This window comes from Streptomyces sp. NPDC014870 (genome assembly GCF_043081505.1).
GTDB lineage: Bacteria > Actinomycetota > Actinomycetes > Streptomycetales > Streptomycetaceae > Streptomyces.
This window is the reverse complement of record NZ_JBIBWQ010000003.1, coordinates 698956-715404: the sequence shown is the minus strand read 5'-3', so window position 1 is coordinate 715404 and position 16449 is coordinate 698956. Positions and strand designations below refer to the sequence as shown.

Sequence of the window (16449 nt, the reverse complement as noted above, 5' to 3'; positions counted from 1 at the left end):
CCCCATCCCCTCGCACGGGGGCCCTGGTCAGGGAAGGAGGATCAACTTGCCCTGTGCGCGGGACGATTCGCTCAGCTCCTGGGCCCGTGCCGCCTCCTTCAGGGGGAAGGTCTCCGCCACGCGGAGCGTCAGGGCGCCCGTCGCCGCCAGTTTCGCCTGGGTGGTGAGGTCCGCGCGGACCTTCTCCCGGTCGCCGATGACGCCCGAGAAGACGATGCCGTGGGCCTCCGCGTCCGGCGCCGCGATCGTGACGATGCGGGTCTTCTCGCCCGCCATCAGCTCGATCGAGACCGGAAGCGTGTCGTGGCCCGCCGCGTCGAAGACCGCGTCGACGCCGTCGGGGGCCGCCGCTCGGACGCGGGTCGCGAGGCCCTCGCCGTACGTCACCGGGATCGCGCCCAGGGACTTCAGGTACGCGTGGTTCCGCTCCGACGCCGTGCCGATCACCGTCACGCCCGCCGCGACCGCCAGTTGGACCGCCGCAGAGCCGACCGCGCCCGCCGCACCGTGCAGCAGCAGCGTCTCGCCGGCCCGCACGCCGAGGAGGTCCAGCACCCGCTGCGCCGTCTCGCCCGCCACGGGGAGGCTCGCGGCCTGCTCCCAGGAGAGTTCCGCCGGCTTCGGGACCCACAGGTCCGACAGCGCGTACTGGGCGTAGGCGCCCGTCGTCGTCCAGCCCAGGACCTCGTCGCCGACCCGCACCCCCGTGACCCCGGGCCCCAGCGCGTCCACCGTGCCCGCGAACTCCAGGCCCGGCACGGCGGGGAACGTCGTCGGGTAGAACGCCTCCACCCAGCCGTAACGGCGCTTGTAGTCGACCGGGTTGACGCCTACCGCCACCACCTTCACGCGGATCTCGCCCTCACCCGGCTCGGGCAGCGCGAGCCCCGAAGCGTGGCGCAGGACCTCCGGGCCGCCGAACTCCTCGTACACGATCGCTTCCATCTCGGCCTCCGTGGACCCTCGTTGGCTGACGTCGACTGTCGTTCGCCGTCGAGGTCCAGCTTGTCGCGCCGCTCCCCTTTCTCCGCCCGTCGTTCGGACAGGCCTGCCTGGCCGAAAGGGCAGGCCTAAGCTCCCCCCATGGACGCGCTCACGCTGACCACCGCGTACGAGATCATCCGGCAGCCCCTCGGGCGGATCCTGCCCCGGCTCTCCGCCGCGCTCGGGCCGCTGATCCCGCACGACGCCGCCGCCGAACTCGCCACCCACTGCGCCCATTCCCCGTACAAGAGCGTCGGCGAGCCCGGACCCGGGCTGCCGACCGCCGCCGAACTCACCCCGCTGCTCGCCTCCGGCATCCCCGGACGGCCCTGGCAGGGCCGCGTCGTCGCCGGTGGCGTCGAGCGCGCGATCGTCGCCGTCACCAGCGACGCGACCGCCCGTCGGTCCGTCCTCGTGCTCGTCCGCGCGGAGGACGAGCACGAGGACGCGGACGTGGCCGATGACGTCCTCGGTGTCGTCCAGGCGCTCTGGGATCTGGTGACCAGTCACTTCGACCGGTTCGCCGTCGAGGCGATGCCCGGCGCCCTGGCCCGGTCGCGGACCGCCGCCGACACCCGGGCCCGGGTCATCGCGGAGCTGACGACCGCGCACTCCTCGGCGCTCTCCGGGATCCTCGCCGTGCTCCGCAGCCGCGCCCTCGACGACGCCTCCGCCCGGACCACCGCCGTCGACCTCGCCGGCAACGCGCTGATCCAGATGCGGGCCGAGGCGACGCGGGACCGTTCCGTCGCCGAGGAACCCGCCCACGAGGCCTTCGAACGGCTCGCGGACGGGCTGCGCACGATGCTCCGGCACAGCCCCGTACGGCTCGAACTCGGGGCCCCCGACACCCCCCGCACCCTGCCGGCCGACGTCGCCCACGGTGCGCGGGCCATCGTGCACGCGCTGCTGCTCGTCGTCCTCGAACAGCAGGCGGTCGGCCGGGTCCACGTCAGCTGGCAGGTCACCGAGCACGAACTGCGGGCCACCCTGCGGGACGACGGCCCCGGCACCCTGGACACCTGCCCGGCGGGCGCGGGGAGCATCACCGACCGGCTCGACGTGCTCGGCGGGCGCCTCGAGTTCGACGCCGTCCCCGGCTGGGGCACGACCTTCACGGCGACCCTCCCGCTCGCCACCCCCGAAGCGCCCGGCGCCGCCGTCGACCCGCTCACCGGCCTCGGCGAACGCGAGCTGGAGGTCCTGACCCACCTCGCCCTCGGCCACCGCAACCGGCAGATCGCGGCCGAGCTGCACATCAGCGAGTCGACCGTGAAGTTCCACGTCGCCAACATCCTCACCAAGCTCGGGGTGGGGTCGCGGGGCGAGGCCGCCGCGATGTTCCACAGAGCGGCGTAGTCGGCCACGTAGGAGCGAGGAGCGACCCTGTCGGACCGGCGCTGTCGGACCGGCACTGTCGGACCGGCACTGTCGGACCGGCACTGTCCGGCCGATGGTGTCCGACCGGCCCTGTCCGACCGCCGCTGTCAGTGCCGGGTGCCAGACTCGCACCCATGAGCGAGAGGTGGGCGCTGGCCGCCGAGGCGGAGGGGGACGGAGCACGGCTCGTCCCCCTCGGCCCCGACGCGCTGCCCACCGGCCCCGTCCTGCGCGAGCCGGACCTCGTCGAGGCCGTCCGCTCCCGGCCCGGCGTCACCCGCTGGGTGTGGCGGTCCACCGCCGAGATCCACCCCAGGCTGCTCGCCGCAGGGGTGCGCGTCGAGCGGTGTTACGACATCGAGGTCGCCGAGGGACTCCTGCTCGGCCACGAGGGGCGGCTCGGGGAGCCCCGGTCCGCGGCCGCCGCCCTCGCCCGCCTGCGCAACGCCCCCGTACCGCCCGATCCGCCGCAGCGGGCCGCCGAGCCGGGCTCGCAGGACTCCCTCTTCGAGGCCCGGCCGACCGCCACGGCCGTCTCCTTCGAGGACCTCCTCGCCGTCTACGCCGAGCAGCAGGCCCGGCACGACCGGACCGCCCACCCGGGGCGGATGCGGCTGCTCACCGCCGCCGAGTCCGCGGGCATGCTCGTCGCCGCCGAGATGCACAGGGCCGGGCTGCCGTGGCGCGCCGACGTGCACCGGGAGCTGCTGCACGAGCTGCTGGGCGAGCGGTACGCGGGCGGGGGCGAGCCCCGGCGCCTCGCGGAGCTCGCCGACGAGATCTCCGCCGCCTTCGGTCACCGCGTCCGCCCCGACCTGCCCGCCGACGTCGTCAAGGCCTTCGCCCGGGCCGGGATCCGGGTGCGGTCCACGCGCCGCTGGGAGCTGGAGGAACTCGACCACCCGGCGGTGGCGCCCCTCGTCGCGTACAAGAAGCTGTACCGGATCTGGACCGCCCACGGCTGGTCCTGGCTCCAGGACTGGGTGCGGGACGGACGCTTCCGGCCCGAGTACCAGCCAGGCGGCACGGTCACCGGCCGCTGGACCACCAACGGCGGCGGCGCCCTGCAGATCCCCAAGGTCGTCCGGCGGGCCGTCGTCGCCGACGAGGGCTGGCGGCTCGTCGTCGCCGACGCCGACCAGATGGAGCCCCGGGTCCTCGCCGCGATCTCCCGCGACCCCGGCCTCATGGAGGTCGCCGGACACCCCGACGACCTCTACACCCGCCTCTCGGACCGCGGCTTCTCCGGCGACCGCGAGCACGCCAAGCTCGCGCTGCTCGGCGCGATCTACGGACAGACCAGCGGCGACGGCCTGAAGAACCTGGCGGCGCTGCGCCGCCGCTTCCCGCGCGCCGTGGCCTACGTCGACGACGCGGCGAAGGCCGGCGAGGACGGGCTGCTCGTCCGGACCTGGCTCGGCCGGACCAGCCCGCGCGCCGTCGGCAGCGCCGAGGACGACGAGGCCGGCATCCCACAGGAGGGCGGCGGCCAGGACGTCGAACCGGCGGCCGGGGAGGGCGAGTACACGCCCGGCTACGCCTCCGGCAACTCACGGGCCCGCGGCCGGTTCACGCGCAACTTCGTCGTCCAGGGCAGCGCGGCGGAGTGGGCGCTGCTGATGCTCGCCGCGCTGCGTCGGGCCACCGCGGGGATGCGGGCCGAGCTGGTCTTCTTCCAGCACGACGAGGTGATCGTGCACTGCCCGGCGGAGGAGGCCGAGGCGGTGACGGAGGCGATCCGCGCGGCCGGGGACGAGGCGGGCCGCATCGCCTTCGGCCACACACCGGTCCGTTTCCCGTTCACGACGGCGACGGTGGAGCGGTACGCGGACGCGAAGTGACGGGCGGGCGACGGGCCGACGCGACGGGCACGGGCGGGGCCGTCCCTCACTGCCCCGCCCGTGCCCGTCCGCCGATGCCCCTCGAACCGCTCCGTCTCGAACGACTCGGTCTCGAACTACTCCGTCTCGAACTACTCCGTCTCGAACGACTCGGTCTCGAACTACTCCGTCTCGAACTACTCCGTCTCGAACTACTCCGTCTCGAACGACTCGGTCTCGAACTACTCCGTCTCGAACTTCGACCACTTCGGGCTCAGCGCGATCTCCCGCAGCTGCGCCTTCGTCAGCGCGGGCTTCGCGCGCGTCGCCGCCTCGTGCTGCGCGCCCGTGTTGAACGCGGAGATCACGACCCGGAAGCCCGACGGCGTCAGGGACTCGGCCGTCCAGGCCGTCACGCCCGCGCCGCCCTTCTCGCCGGGCTGCTCGGTGACCAGGACCAGTCGTCCGTCGGGCAGCTGCGCAGCGCCGCCCGACCTGAGGTGCGGGGCGACGTCCGCCATGCGGTTCTGCACATTGATCTGGACGAGGCTCTTGCCCTTGCCGTCGTTCACGACGACGTACGCGAACTCCTCGTCCTGCTCCCCGCTCGACACCACCGTCAGGCCCTTGGGCAGCAGCGAGCGCAGGGTCGCCCGGACATCCGCACCACCCACGGCCTGCGGCGGGGTGCTGTTGCCCGGGGTGGGCGGCACCGTCTGGGTCGGCAGCTTCTCCAGGAGCGGCCGCCAGCCCGGCGCCGTGACCAGCGTCTCCAGCTGCGCGGGGCTGAAGGGCGGGTCCGTGCGCGTGACGGCGGAATCCTTGGCGCCGGCCGCGTTGGACTCGCTGGCGTCGACCAGGAAGCCGTCCTTCGTGAGCAGGACCGCGCGCCAGGTCTTGGTGTCCGTGCGCCGGTCCGGGAACTCGTACCCCTGGAGGACCATCAGCCGGTCGCCGTTCGGCAGCCTGTCGCTCTTGCACGCGTCGTGCGGGACGTACGTCTTGTCCGGGCAGGTCACCTGGCCCGCGGAGGACTCCTCGCTCTGTCCCGCCCGGTAGAGGCCCACGGTGACGCCCGCCGGGCCCTTGCCGTCCTCGTAGACGGCCGAGACGGACATGGCGTCGCTGTGGTCGAAGCTCCAGGTGCCGGGCGGCGTGTTCGCCTTGAGGACGGCCCCCAGGGCTCCCTCGGGGGCCGTGCCCCGCGGCGCGGCGACCGAGGAGCCCTCGGCCTCCGTACCCGAACCCAGCAGGTCACCGGCGTACACCCCGCCGACGCCCACCAGCGCGAACGCCAGCACCCCGCCGGTCACGGCGGCCGCGCGGCGGCGCTTCACCAGGCGCCTGCCGCGCGTCAGGCCCCCGGTCACGAGCCCGCGGCCGTCCTCGGTGGCGAAACCGTCACCGGTACGGCGGATCGCCGCACCGAACTCGTCCTCGAAACCGTCGTGTCCCTCGTTCAGAGGCATGCCGAATCACCGTCTCCGGTCCATGAGTGAAGCCCTGAGAAGAGCTGAAAGAGCTGAAAGGAATCGAAAATCTGAAAGAAGTCGCCGGTCAGCGGGGTGCGAACTCGACGATGCTGCCGCCGAGCCGCTGCCGGAGCTTGGCGAGCGCCCGGGACGTGCGGGTACGGACCGCCGCCGAGCTGACATGGAGCGCGTCGGCCGTCTCCTCGACGCTGCGGTCCTCCCAGTACCGCAGCACCACCACCGCCCGGTCCTTGGGCGCGAGCGCCGCCAGCGCGTCGAGCAGGGCGATCCGCAGCGCCGGATCGTCGCCGTCCTCCGGGGCCCGGTCGGGCAGCTCGCCCAGGGGACGCTCGGTCGCGGAGCGTCGCCGCCGGTGGCTGAGGAACGTGCGGACCAGGACGGTCTGCGCGTACCCGGCCGGGTTGCCGACCCTGTGGACGCGACCCCACATCGCGTACATCCGGCCCAGCGTCTCCTGCACCAGGTCCTCGGCCAGATGGGTGTCTCCGCTGGTCAGCAGGCATGCCGACCGGTAGAGATGGCCCGACCTGGCAGCCGCGAACTCCAGGAACTCGTCCGCACGGGACTGCCTCATGTCCCTCCCCTCCGTCGCGCCGACCGCCCTACACCTCATTGACGCGACGGCGCCGGGGAAATGTTTCACCCGTGTTCGAGCCGGGAGATCACCAGGTCCGGAAAATTATGTCTTGCTCAGATTGGTCCGAGATGGGTATCTCTGGAACATGAACGGTTTTCTCGTGGATTCCGCAGGGGTCACGACGGCGGCCGGTGTCTGGCAGTCCGGGCTGGCCCAGGTTCTCGGCGGCCTGGTCGTGGTCGCCGTACTGATCGGCGCGTTCTGGTTCGGGATGAGGGTCCGGGACAAGGAGTCCCCCACTCCCAAGGCCGAGGAGCATCCGCACCGGCCCGAGGGCGGTCTGCCCGGCGAGATGTCCGAGTACCGGCGGCCGGCGGAGATGCCCCACACCGACGGCGAGCACCGCCTCATGCCCTACGAGCTGAAGAACGGCGGCACCTCGGGCACGGAGACCTCGCCCGACCCGCCGAGCGAGGAGAAGCGCAAGTGGGGCGGGATCTCCAGTGGCGGCTTCGGCAGCGGCGGTACGGGTCACGGCGACTGATCGCGCAGTGACCCGAGAGGGAGGTGGAGCGGAGAGGTGGTCGATGACGCCGTGAGGCAGGACGACGCCGGGCGGCTGCGGGCGATCGCGTACCGGCTGCTCGGCTCGGCCGCCGAGGCCGCCGAGGCCGCAGAGGCCGCAGAGGCGGTCGGACGGGCGCTGGGGTCGGCGGACGGCGCTGTGGGTCCCGGTGCCGATGATCCCGACGCCCTCGTCGCGCGCGTCTGCCTCGAACGGCTCCGGGCCCGCGAGTCCCGGCGCCAGGACCCCTGGGACCCGTGGGCCACGGGCGAGCCCCGCGCGCCGGAGCGAGGCACCGGCGCCGGCTCCGGATCGGGCGCCGCCGACTCCGTCGACCCGGCCCTGCTCGCCGCGCTCGACACGCTGACGCCCGCCGAGCGCGTGGCGTTCGTGCTGCACGACATGTTCGCGGTGCCGATCGACCGGGTCGCCCCCGTCGTGGAGCGCACCCCCGCGGCCACCCGTCAGCTCCTGAGCCGGGCGGCCACGCGTGTGCGGGGCACGGAGGAGATGCCCGAGCGGGACCTTCCTCGTCAGCGCGACGTCGTGGCCGCGCTGCACGCCGCCGCGCGCGACGGGGACACGGACGGCCTGCGCGCGCTCCTCGACCCGGACGTCCTCCTGCGCGCCGACGCGGCGGCGGTACGCGCCGGGGCGGCCACCGCCCACGGGGCTCCGGCGGTCGCGGAGCTCCTCGCCGAGCGGGCCGGGACGGCACGCCCCGCGCTCGTGGACGGCGCGGCGGGGCTGGTCGGGACGGGCCCCGACGCGGTGATGGCCTTCACCGTGATCGACGGGCGCGTGACGGCCGTCGACGTCCTGATGGAACCCGCCCATCTGGACCGGCTGCGCGTGGAGGTCCTGGAAGCCGGCTGAGGGTTCCCCACGGCCGCCGCCGATGAGTTCCGCCAGCCGGGACGGTCCACCCCTTCGACAGCCTCAGGAGGAGACCCGTGCACCAGGACCAACTGCTCAGAGTCATGAACTTCTGCGTCTCGCGCGACGGATTCGGCGCGGGCGAGAACCAGAGCCTCGAACGGCCCTTCGGCCACGCCGACCCCGGGACCATGTTCTCCTGGGCCGGAGCCACGGCGAGCTGGCCGAACCGCACCGAACCCGGGGGCACCCGGGGCATCGACGACTACTTCACCCGGGACTTCGCGAACAACATCGGCGCGGAGATCATGGGCCGGAACAAGTTCGGGCCGCAGCGCGGGCCGTGGCAGGACCTGGAGTGGCAGGGCTGGTGGGGGGACGAACCGCCGTTCCACACACCGGTGTTCGTGATGACCCACCATGTGCGGCCGTCCTTCACGCTCTCCGACACCACGTTCCACTTCGTCGACGCCGACCCCGCCACGGTCCTCGCGCAGGCGCGGGAGGCGGCCGACGGCAAGGACGTCCGGCTCGGCGGCGGGGCCGCCACGGTACGGGAGTTCCTCGACGCCGACCTCGTGGACACCCTCCATGTCGCGGTCGCCGACAGCGTGGAACTCGGCGCGGGATCACGGCTCTGGAAGTCCCCGGACGAGCTGCTCGACCGCTTCCACCTGGAGGTCGTGCCCAGCCCCAGCGGTGTCACCCACCATCTGTTCTGGCGGAAGTGACCCTCAGCCGAGCCGGCTCCCCGAGCGGCCCGCTATGTGCGCGGGCGGTTCGATGCCGGTCGGCAGGAGCGGGTCGGGTACCGGGGTGCCGAAGGTCGTGACGACCGGGAGGACCCCGGCCCACAGGCCCAGTGCGGCGTCCGGTCCCTCGCCGTCGTCCGGCGGGCCCGAGGCGATCTTGACCGATGCCTCGGTGAGGTCGAGGGCCAGCAGCGAGGTCGCCGCCAGCTCCTTCCGGCTGGGCTGCCGCGCGTACTCCCACTGGCCGGGCGTGCTCTGCTCGGTGAGCGCCCGCAGCCCGCGCAGCTTCTCCTCCGGGTCGGTCACCACGCGCGGAACGCCGTAGATCATCGCGCACCGGTAGTTGACCCCGTGCTCGAAGACCGACCGGGCGAGGACCAGGCCGTCGACGTGCGTCACGGTGACGCAGACCGTCGCGTCGGGCGCCTGGACCAGGCTGCGGCTGGCGACGGAGCCGTGCACGTACAGGCGGTCGCCCTCGGTGCCGTACACGGTGGGCACCACCATCGGGGTGCCGTCGACGGTGACGCCGAGGTGGCAGAGGAACCCGGCGGCGAGCACCGCCTCCAGATCGGCGCGCCGGTGGCTGCCCTTGTGGCGCATCCGGCGGAGGCGGGTCCGCTCGGTGGGGCCGAGGTCGTCCGGTGCGGCGGGTGTCCCTGCGGGGGCGGTGCTCATGGAGTCCTCTTCTTCGGGGAGCGCGTATGCCGGTGCGAGCGTGCACTCCGATGCGATCGCTCGTTGCGGTGTGAGCGCGTGCTCCGGGTTTTCTACGTCCTCCGGGCGCGCGCCGCCACCACCGCCCGCCTGTCGGAACGGCCACCGGACGGCTACCGGCTCTCCCCTCCCGCGAGGAGTTTCTCCTCCGCCTCCGCGCTCGGCCCTAGACCGCCCTCAACTCACCCTCTGCCACGCCCTGTTGCCAGGCTGCCCACGTGTCCGCGACGGTCTCCTCGGCCGGGCGGCGGCGCAGGCCCGTGGCGAGGGCGCGGGTGACGTCGCCGGCGCGGATCGCGCCGAAGCCCCGGAGGGCCGCGCTTCGGATGTCTGCCGACTGAGCCTCGAGATCGCCTGCCTGATGGAATGTCATGATGCCCGCACAGAGAGCGGGCGAGGAGCCGAGACGACGATGCTGACGGAGACATCAGGCGCGTCCGAGAACCCCGGTCTCTTGACCCGCGCGGCCGACGAGTGGCCCGAGTTCGTCAAGGCAGCCGAAAGCGTGCTGGTGCAGTCGGTGTCCTTCGCGGCGTGGACCGCCGACACACCCGGCGGTTCACGTATCCGGCTGACCGTGAACGCCCCTGAAGGCTCACGGAGGAACCCGTAGGGCCCGACGCTCCCCCCGACCCCGGCGGAGACAGTCCGCGCCCGGCTCCGTCGACGCGTCCGCTGAACCAAGAAATCCCAGGTCAGAAAGAATCTGACCTGGGGTTTCGATGGAGCCGCCTTCGGGATTCGAACCCGAGACCTACGCATTACGAGTGCGTTGCTCTGGCCAACTGAGCTAAGGCGGCATGCCGTGCGTTCCCATGTTGGGCGCAGCGGCCTCGCCAAGTCTACACAGTTTCCGGGGTGCTCCTGACCATGCTCGTGTGGTGCGCGACACCCCTCACGTGCAGCGCTTGTCCGCGGTCGGGGGGGTGCCGGTCAGGAGGTAGGTGTTGATCGCGGTGTCGACGCAGTCGCTGCCCCGGCCGTAGGCCGTGTGGCCGTCGCCCTCGTAGGTGAGGAGGGTGCCGGAGGAGAGCTGGGAGGCGAGGGACTGGGCCCACTTGTAGGGGGTCGCCGGGTCGCGGGTGGTGCCGACGACGACGATCGGGGCGGCGCCCTCGGCGGTGATGCGGTGGGGGCGGCCGGTGGCCTCGGCGGGCCAGTAGGCGCAGTTCAGGGCCGCCCATGCGAGGCCCTCGCCGAAGACCGGGGAGGCCTTCTCGAAGGACGGGACCGCCTTCTCGACGTCCGCCGGGCCGGTGTAGGCCGCCGGGAGGTCGAGGCAGTTCACGGCGGTGTTGGCGAACATCAGGTTCGAGTACGTGCCGTCCGCCTCGCGCTCGTAGTAGCTGTCGGCCAGGGCCAGCAGGCCCGAGCCCTCGCCGCCCATCGCCCGGGTGAGCGCCTCGCGCAGCTGCGGCCACGCCGCCTCGTCGTACATCGCCGCGATGACCCCGGTCGTCGCCAGGGACTCGCCGAGCGCGCGGCTCTCGCCGGTCGGCACGGGCTCCGCGTCGACGGTACGGAAGAACTTCTTCAGGTTCTCGGAGGCCGCGTCGACCGACTCCGTGCTCAGCGGGCAGTCGGGCTGCCGGACGCAGTCGGCCGCGAAGGCCCGGAACGCGGTCTCGAAGCCGGCGGTCTGATCGCGCGCGAGGTCGATCGCGGGCAGCGAGGGGTCCATCGCCCCGTCCAGGACAAGCCGTCCGACCCGGCCGGGGAACAGCTCCGCGTACGTCGCGCCGAGGAAGGTCCCGTACGAGGCACCCACGTACGTCAGCTTCTCGTCCCCGAGCACCGCGCGCAGGATGTCCATGTCCCGCGCCGTCTCGACCGTGGAGACGTGCGGCAGGATCTCGCCCGAGCGCTTCGCGCAGCCCGCCGCGAACCCCTTGAAGGACGCCGTCAGGGCGGTGGTCTCCTTGCCGTCGTCGGGCGTCTGGTCGACCTGCGTGAACGTGTCCATCTGCGGCCCCGTCAGGCACTCGACGGGTTCGCTGCGCGCCACCCCGCGCGGGTCGACGGCGACCATGTCGTACTGGGCGCGGACCGCCGCCGGGTAGCCGATGCCCGCGTACCCCTGGAGGTAGCCGACGGCGGAGCCGCCGGGGCCGCCCGGGTTGACCAGGAGCGAGCCGAGGCGCTTGCCGGGGCCGGTGGCCGCGACCCGGGAGACCGCGAGCTCGATCTCGCCGGCCGCCGGCTTCGCGTAGTCGAGCGGCGCGCGGAGCGTCGCGCACTGGAACCGCGGGACGCCGCAGTCCCGCCAGGTGAGCTTCTGCGTGTAGAAGCTCCGCAGGGCCGGGTCCGGTGTGGCGGGCGCGGTCCTGGCCAGCGACACCGGCGCGCCCGCGGGGGCGGCGGCGTCGCTGCCGCCCGTACAGCCGGAGAGGATCAGTCCGGCGGCGACGACGGCCGTCGCGGACGTGCGGAGCAAACGCCTGGAGTCCATGCCCGGAGCGTATCCGTACGAGTACGTAACGTGTCCAATCGCCCCCGCCGACGACTCAGTCGCGCAGTGCCATCGTCATCGCCTCGACCGCGAGCAGCGGGGCCACGTTCCGGTCCAGCGCGTCGCGGCAGGCGAGGACCGCCTCGATCCGACGCAGGGTCCGCTCGGGGGCCGTGTCCATGGCGATCCGCTCCACCGCGTCCCGTACGTCCTCATTGGCTATCGGCGTGCGCGTACGGAGCTGGAGCGTGAGCACGTCGCGGTAGAAGCCGGTGAGGTCGGTGAGCGCGAGGTCCAGGCTGTCGCGCTGGGTACGCGTCTTGCGGCGCTTCTGGCGCTCCTCCAGCTCCTTCATCGCGCCGGCCGTACCGCGCGGCATCCGCCCGCCCTGGCCGCCGCCGAGCGCGGCCTTCAGTTCCTCGGTCTCCTTGGCGTCGATCTCCTCGGCGACCTGCTTGGCGTCCTCGCCGGCCGCGTCGATCAGCTCCTGGGCCGCCTTGAGGCAGCCGCCGATGTCGCCGACCCGCTGCGGCAGCTTGAGGACGACGGCCCGGCGGGCCCGGGCGCGCTCGTCGGTGGCCAGGCGGCGGGCCCGGTCGATGTGGCCCTGGGTGGCGCGGGCGGCGGCCGCGGCGACCTGCGGCTCGATGCCGTCCCGCCGGACAAGCACGTCGGCCACCGCGTCCACCGGAGGCGTCCGCAGGGTCAGGTGCCGGCAGCGCGAGCGGATGGTGGGCAGCACGTCCTCCAGGGAGGGCGCGCAGAGCAGCCAGACCGTGCGCGGCGCCGGCTCCTCGACCGCCTTCAGGAGCACGTTCCCCGCGCCCTCGGTCAGCCGGTCGGCGTCCTCCAGGACGATCACCTGCCAGCGGCCGACCGCCGGGGAGAGCTGGGCGCGCCGGACGAGGTCACGGGTCTCCTTCACACCGATGGAGAGCAGGTCCGTACGGACGATCTCCACGTCGGCGTGGGTCCCGACGAGCGCGGTGTGGCAGCCGTCGCAGAACCCGCACCCCGGCGCACCGCCGAGCGCCCGGTCCGGGCTGACGCACTGCAGCGCGGCGGCGAAGGCCCGCGCCGCCGTCGCCCGCCCGGAGCCCGGGGGGCCGGTGAAGAGCCAGGCGTGGGTCATCTTGGACGCCTCGGGGACGGGCGCACCGGTGGCATGGGCGGTCACGAACGCGTCGGCGTCCCGCGCGGCGGCGGCCAGCTGCTCCTCCACCCGCGTCTGCCCGACGAGGTCGTCCCATACGGCCATGTGCGCTCCTCAGGTACGCCCCAGGTACGTCCTGCCCTGGTACGCCCTCCATTGTGGGGCACCCCACTGACACCCCCGTGACACCCCGGACCGCCCGCCGGAAGACGACGGGCGGTCCGAGGGTGCCGGGCGTCAGCGGCCGCGGCCCCTGCGGCGGCCGTCGTTCTCGTCGTCGTGCGGGCCGAGCAGCTCGTCCGCCAGGGACGGGAGGTCGTCGAGCGGGGTCTCCTCCGCCCAGTCGGAACGGCGCTTGGGGCGGCCCTGATCGTCGAGCTGGGGCAGCTCGCGCGTCCGGTCGTTCGCACCGTCCGGCTCGTCACGGAAGATCCCCTGCGGGACCCGGTCCGCCGGGTCCGCGTCCCGTACGGGAGGCAGCACGGCGGTCTCGTCGGCGGCCGGCACCTGCGGCAGGACCGTGGTCTCCTCCGCGTCCCGCACCGGTCGGAGGACCGTCGTCCGCTCCTCGGGCCGGACGTCGTCGGGGCGCACGACGGGTGTGGGGACGGTGACCTCGTTCGGCGACACCATGGGGACGACCTGCGTCACGTCGTCGTCCGGGCGGGTCTCGTCCGGCCGCACGACCGGCGTCGGGACGGTGATCTCGTTCGCCGACTCGGCCGAGTCCGAGGACGGCGACGACTGCGCGGAGGCCTTCGCCTTCTCGGCCGCCTTCGCCGCAGCAGCGGACGCGGCGGACGCAGCGGCGGCCTCCGCCGCCTTCCTGGCCTCCGCGGCCTTCGCCGCCGCAGCGGCCTCCGCCGCCCTCTTCGCCTCGGCAGCCTCGGCGGCCGCCTTCGCCTCCGCCGCCGCAGCGGCCTTGGCGGCCTTCTCCGCCTCGGCCTTCCGAGCGGCCTCGGCCTCGGCTTCAGCCTTCCGAGCGGCCTCGGCCACCGCCTCGGCCTTCCGCGCCGCCTCAGCCTCCGCCTCGGCCTTCCGCTGGGCCTCCTCAGCCGCCTTCGCGGCGGCCGCCTCGGCCAGCCGACGGGCCTCCTCGGCGCGCAGCAGGGCCTCCTCGGCCTTGCGCTGCTTCTCCAGGCGACGCTCCTCCGCCTCCGCACGCAGCCGGGCCTCTTCCTCGGCCTGCTTGCGGCGCCGCTCTTCCTCCTCGCGGCGGACCTTCTCCTCGGCCTCGCGCCGCTTGCGCTCCTCCTCGGCGGCCAGCCGGGCCTCCTCCGCGCGGCGGCGGGCCTCCTCGGCCTGGCGCTCGGCCTCGCGGCGGCGCGCCTCTTCCTCCTCCTGGCGCTTGCGCTCCTCCTCCTCGGCGCGGAGCTTGGCAAGCTGCTCCTGGCGCTCGCGCTCGAGACGCTCCTCCTCGGCCTTGCGCGCGGCCTCTTCCTCCGCCTTGCGCCTGGCCTCCTCCTCGGCCTTCCGGCGCGCCTCCTCCTGGGCCTTCACCTCGGCCTCGGACAGCGGCAGCATCCGGTCGAGCCGGTGGCGTACGACGGTGGTGACGGCCTCCGGCTCCTGGCCGGCGTCGACGACGAGGTAGCGGCCGGGGTCACCGGCGGCGAGGGCGAGGAATCCGGCCCGCACGCGCGCGTGGAACTCCGGCGGCTCGGACTCCAGGCGGTCGGGGGCCTCGGTGAACCGTTCCCGCGCGGTCTCCGGGGAGACGTCGAGGAGGACGGTCAGGTGCGGGACGAGCCCGCCGGTCGCCCAGCGGTTGATGCGGGCGATCTCGGTCGGCGACAGGTCGCGTCCGGCGCCCTGGTAGGCCACGGACGAGTCGATGTACCGGTCGGAGATGACGACCGCGCCCCGCTCCAGGGCGGGCTTGACCAGGGAGTCGACGTGCTCGGCGCGGTCGGCGGCGTACAGCAGCGCCTCGGCGCGGTTGGAGAGCCCGGCGCTGGAGACGTCGAGCAGGATCGAGCGCAGCCGCTTGCCGATCGGGGTGGCGCCCGGTTCGCGGGTGACGACGACCTCGTGGCCCTTGGCGCGGATCCATTCGGCGAGCGCCTCGGCCTGGGTGGACTTGCCGGCGCCGTCGCCGCCCTCCAGGGCGATGAAGAAGCCGGTCGGCGCGGGCGCCTGCACCGGGTCGGCACCGCGCAGCGCGTCGCGCAGGTCGCGGCGCAGCGGTACGCCGGCCCGGTCGTCGGTCTTGGCGAGGACGAGGGCCGCGACGGGCAGCAGCAGCGCGCCGACCAGCATCAGCGTGAACGCGGCGCCGCCGTGGGCGAAGACGAAGCTGCCCGAGGCGAGCCGGTGCGGTCCGATCGCGGCGGCGAGCAGCGGCGCGGCGAGCGCGCCGACGGCCATGGCGACCCGGACGACGGCCTGCAGGTGCTCGGTGACCCGGGGGCGCCGGGCCTCCTCGGTCTCCTGGTCGATGAGGGTGTGGCCGGTGTTGGCGGCGACCCCGGCCGCGTACCCGGCGAGTACGGCGAGCAGCAGCACCGTGGCCGTGTCCGGCACGAGGCCCATCGCGAGCAGCGCGATGCCGGTGAGGGCGATCGCGAGGGCGAGGAGGCGGCGGCGGGAGAGCACGGTGAGCACGGAGCCGGCCGTGCGGATGCCGACGGCGGTGGCCCCGCTCAGCGCGAGGATCAGGAGCGCGAAGGTGACCGGACCGCCGCCCAGGTCGTACGCGTGGAGGACGGCGACCGCCGCCGCGGCGGCGATGGCTCCGGCGACCGTGGCGCAGGCGATCACGAGCAGTCCGACCGCGCCCGTGCGGCCCTTCTCCGCGCCGGCGAGGCGCAGGCCCTCCAGGGGCGAGCGCGGCCTCGGGGTCTGTCCGCCGGGCAGCTCGACGAAGTACAGGACGGAGACGGAGGCGGCGAACAGACCCGCGGCGACGTACGAGCCGAGGGCGGCCTGGTGCAGCGTGAACCAGTCGATGCCCGCGCCGAGCAGGTTGCTCAGCAGCGTGGCGGCGAGCAGCACGGCGGCGGCGGCCGGTACGGCCAGGAAGCCCGTGCGCAGCGACAGCCTGCGCAGCGCGTCGAGGTGGTCCGGCAGCGGGCGCACGGCGGCGCCCTCCAGCGGCGGTGCCGGCAGAAGCCCGGGGGCCGCGCCCTCGCGGGCGATGGTCCACAGGCGTTCGGCTGCGCCGACGACGAAGACGGTCCCGAGCAGGAAGCCGAGGGCCTTGTCCGGGGTCCAGTCGATCCACAGGGGCGCGATCACGAGCAGCGCGATCCGCAGGGCGTCCGCCCCGATCATGGTCCAGCGCCGGTCGAGGGGGCCCTTGGGGCCGGTCAGCTGTGTGAGCGGGCCGAGCAGGACGGCGCCGAAGAGCACCGAGGCCAGCAGCCGGGCGCCGATCACGGCCGCGACGGCGAACGCGGCGCCCCGGTACCCGCCTCCGAAGGCCTGCTCGGAGACGGCCGCCTGGAGTCCGAGGAGCACCAGGACGAGCACGGCGAGCGCGTCACCGGTGCCTCCGACGAACTGGGCGCTCCACAACCGTCGCAAGGGCTGATGGCGCAAAAGCGCCCGTACGGCACGCTCCCTTGAGTCTGCGACAAGCGCGACGTCGGAGTCTGGCTGCTCTGCTCGCGTCATCCGTCCACCCTATCCGGACCCTCTGACTCCCCGTGGCCTCCATCCGAACAAACGTCGGGGGGCGGGGA

14 protein-coding genes and 1 tRNA gene are annotated in these 16449 nt (G+C 73.9%); 6 read left to right on the top strand and 9 right to left on the bottom strand.

Annotated elements, in window-relative coordinates; translation table 11 throughout:
• Window positions 1–27 precede the first annotated feature (27 nt).
• Window positions 28–945, bottom strand: coding sequence for an NADP-dependent oxidoreductase (locus ACF09C_RS12005; protein ID WP_392091254.1), 918 nt, complete (start codon window positions 943–945; stop codon window positions 28–30).
• A gap of 138 nt (window positions 946–1083) precedes the next feature.
• Here ACF09C_RS12005 and ACF09C_RS12000 point away from each other — a divergent pair, with 138 nt between their 5' ends.
• Window positions 1084–2343, top strand: coding sequence for a LuxR C-terminal-related transcriptional regulator (locus ACF09C_RS12000; RefSeq protein ID WP_392091252.1), 1260 nt, complete (start codon window positions 1084–1086; stop codon window positions 2341–2343).
• Window positions 2344–2498: 155 nt separating this feature from the next.
• Window positions 2499–4205, top strand: a complete 1707-nt coding sequence (locus ACF09C_RS11995) for a bifunctional 3'-5' exonuclease/DNA polymerase (protein ID WP_392091250.1) — start codon at window positions 2499–2501, stop codon at window positions 4203–4205.
• A 221-nt stretch (window positions 4206–4426) separates the two neighbouring features.
• Here ACF09C_RS11995 and ACF09C_RS11990 read toward each other — a convergent pair whose 3' ends face one another.
• A complete protein-coding gene (locus ACF09C_RS11990) occupies window positions 4427–5653 on the bottom strand; it encodes a hypothetical protein (RefSeq protein WP_392091248.1) in 1227 nt (408 codons plus the stop codon).
• An 88-nt stretch (window positions 5654–5741) separates the two neighbouring features.
• Entirely contained in the window at window positions 5742–6251 is a 510-nt protein-coding gene (locus tag ACF09C_RS11985; protein ID WP_392091247.1) for a SigE family RNA polymerase sigma factor, read from the bottom strand.
• Between ACF09C_RS11985 and ACF09C_RS11980 the strand changes: the two genes are divergently transcribed.
• The 3 genes from ACF09C_RS11980 (at window position 6250) to ACF09C_RS11970 (ending at window position 8426) form a co-directional block, all read left to right on the top strand.
• A complete protein-coding gene (locus tag ACF09C_RS11980; protein WP_392091246.1) occupies window positions 6250–6798 on the top strand; it encodes a DUF6479 family protein in 549 nt (182 codons plus the stop codon). The two genes, ACF09C_RS11985 and ACF09C_RS11980, sit on opposite strands and share 2 nt — an antisense overlap.
• A 51-nt stretch (window positions 6799–6849) precedes the next feature.
• Window positions 6850–7695, top strand: a complete 846-nt coding sequence (locus ACF09C_RS11975; protein WP_392091244.1) for an RNA polymerase subunit sigma-70 — start codon at window positions 6850–6852, stop codon at window positions 7693–7695.
• 104 nt (window positions 7696–7799) lie between these two features.
• Complete coding sequence (locus tag ACF09C_RS11970; protein ID WP_392091423.1) at window positions 7800–8426, top strand: dihydrofolate reductase family protein; 627 nt, start codon at window positions 7800–7802, stop codon at window positions 8424–8426.
• Window positions 8427–8429: 3 nt separating this feature from the next.
• Here the strand turns inward: ACF09C_RS11970 and ACF09C_RS11965 are convergent, their stop codons facing one another.
• Together ACF09C_RS11965 and ACF09C_RS11960 are read right to left on the bottom strand one after the other, a co-directional pair.
• Window positions 8430–9125: a pyridoxamine 5'-phosphate oxidase family protein gene (locus ACF09C_RS11965; RefSeq protein ID WP_392091243.1), complete on the bottom strand. Its 696-nt coding sequence runs from the start codon at window positions 9123–9125 to the stop codon at window positions 8430–8432.
• A 205-nt stretch (window positions 9126–9330) separates the two neighbouring features.
• Window positions 9331–9537, bottom strand: coding sequence for a hypothetical protein (locus ACF09C_RS11960; protein WP_392091242.1), 207 nt, complete (start codon window positions 9535–9537; stop codon window positions 9331–9333).
• Between the two features lie 39 nt (window positions 9538–9576).
• On the opposite strand from ACF09C_RS11960, the gene ACF09C_RS11955 reads away from it, so the two are divergent.
• A complete protein-coding gene (locus tag ACF09C_RS11955) occupies window positions 9577–9777 on the top strand; it encodes a hypothetical protein (RefSeq protein WP_392091241.1) in 201 nt (66 codons plus the stop codon).
• A gap of 110 nt (window positions 9778–9887) precedes the next feature.
• Here ACF09C_RS11955 and ACF09C_RS11950 read toward each other — a convergent pair.
• The 4 genes from ACF09C_RS11950 to tmk all read right to left on the bottom strand — a co-directional run bounded on the left by ACF09C_RS11950 (window position 9888) and on the right by tmk (window position 16381).
• Window positions 9888–9964 (bottom strand) — tRNA-Thr (locus ACF09C_RS11950).
• 95 nt (window positions 9965–10059) lie between these two features.
• The gene (locus ACF09C_RS11945) at window positions 10060–11613 is read right to left on the bottom strand and encodes an alpha/beta hydrolase (protein ID WP_392091239.1); all 1554 of its coding nucleotides are present in this window, start codon (window positions 11611–11613) and stop codon (window positions 10060–10062) included.
• Between the two features lie 55 nt (window positions 11614–11668).
• Window positions 11669–12871, bottom strand: a complete 1203-nt coding sequence (locus ACF09C_RS11940) for a DNA polymerase III subunit delta' (protein WP_392091238.1) — start codon at window positions 12869–12871, stop codon at window positions 11669–11671.
• Between the two features lie 132 nt (window positions 12872–13003).
• Window positions 13004–16381, bottom strand: coding sequence for a dTMP kinase (tmk, locus tag ACF09C_RS11935; RefSeq protein WP_392091237.1), 3378 nt, complete (start codon window positions 16379–16381; stop codon window positions 13004–13006).
• Window positions 16382–16449 lie beyond the last annotated feature (68 nt).

Coding starts and splice junctions, on each gene's coding strand:
- ACF09C_RS12005 (WP_392091254.1), bottom strand. CDS start 945: ATGGAAGCGATCGTGTACGAGGAGTTCGGCGGCCCGGAGGTCCTGCGC.
- ACF09C_RS12000 (WP_392091252.1), top strand. CDS start 1,084: ATGGACGCGCTCACGCTGACCACCGCGTACGAGATCATCCGGCAGCCC.
- ACF09C_RS11995 (WP_392091250.1), top strand. CDS start 2,499: ATGAGCGAGAGGTGGGCGCTGGCCGCCGAGGCGGAGGGGGACGGAGCA.
- ACF09C_RS11990 (WP_392091248.1), bottom strand. CDS start 5,653: ATGCCTCTGAACGAGGGACACGACGGTTTCGAGGACGAGTTCGGTGCG.
- ACF09C_RS11980 (WP_392091246.1), top strand. CDS start 6,250: ATGTCCCTCCCCTCCGTCGCGCCGACCGCCCTACACCTCATTGACGCG.
- ACF09C_RS11985 (WP_392091247.1), bottom strand. CDS start 6,251: ATGAGGCAGTCCCGTGCGGACGAGTTCCTGGAGTTCGCGGCTGCCAGG.
- ACF09C_RS11970 (WP_392091423.1), top strand. CDS start 7,800: ATGAACTTCTGCGTCTCGCGCGACGGATTCGGCGCGGGCGAGAACCAG.
- ACF09C_RS11965 (WP_392091243.1), bottom strand. CDS start 9,125: ATGAGCACCGCCCCCGCAGGGACACCCGCCGCACCGGACGACCTCGGC.
- ACF09C_RS11960 (WP_392091242.1), bottom strand. CDS start 9,537: ATGACATTCCATCAGGCAGGCGATCTCGAGGCTCAGTCGGCAGACATC.
- ACF09C_RS11955 (WP_392091241.1), top strand. CDS start 9,577: ATGCTGACGGAGACATCAGGCGCGTCCGAGAACCCCGGTCTCTTGACC.
- ACF09C_RS11945 (WP_392091239.1), bottom strand. CDS start 11,613: ATGGACTCCAGGCGTTTGCTCCGCACGTCCGCGACGGCCGTCGTCGCC.
- ACF09C_RS11940 (WP_392091238.1), bottom strand. CDS start 12,871: ATGGCCGTATGGGACGACCTCGTCGGGCAGACGCGGGTGGAGGAGCAG.
- tmk (WP_392091237.1), bottom strand. CDS start 16,381: ATGACGCGAGCAGAGCAGCCAGACTCCGACGTCGCGCTTGTCGCAGAC.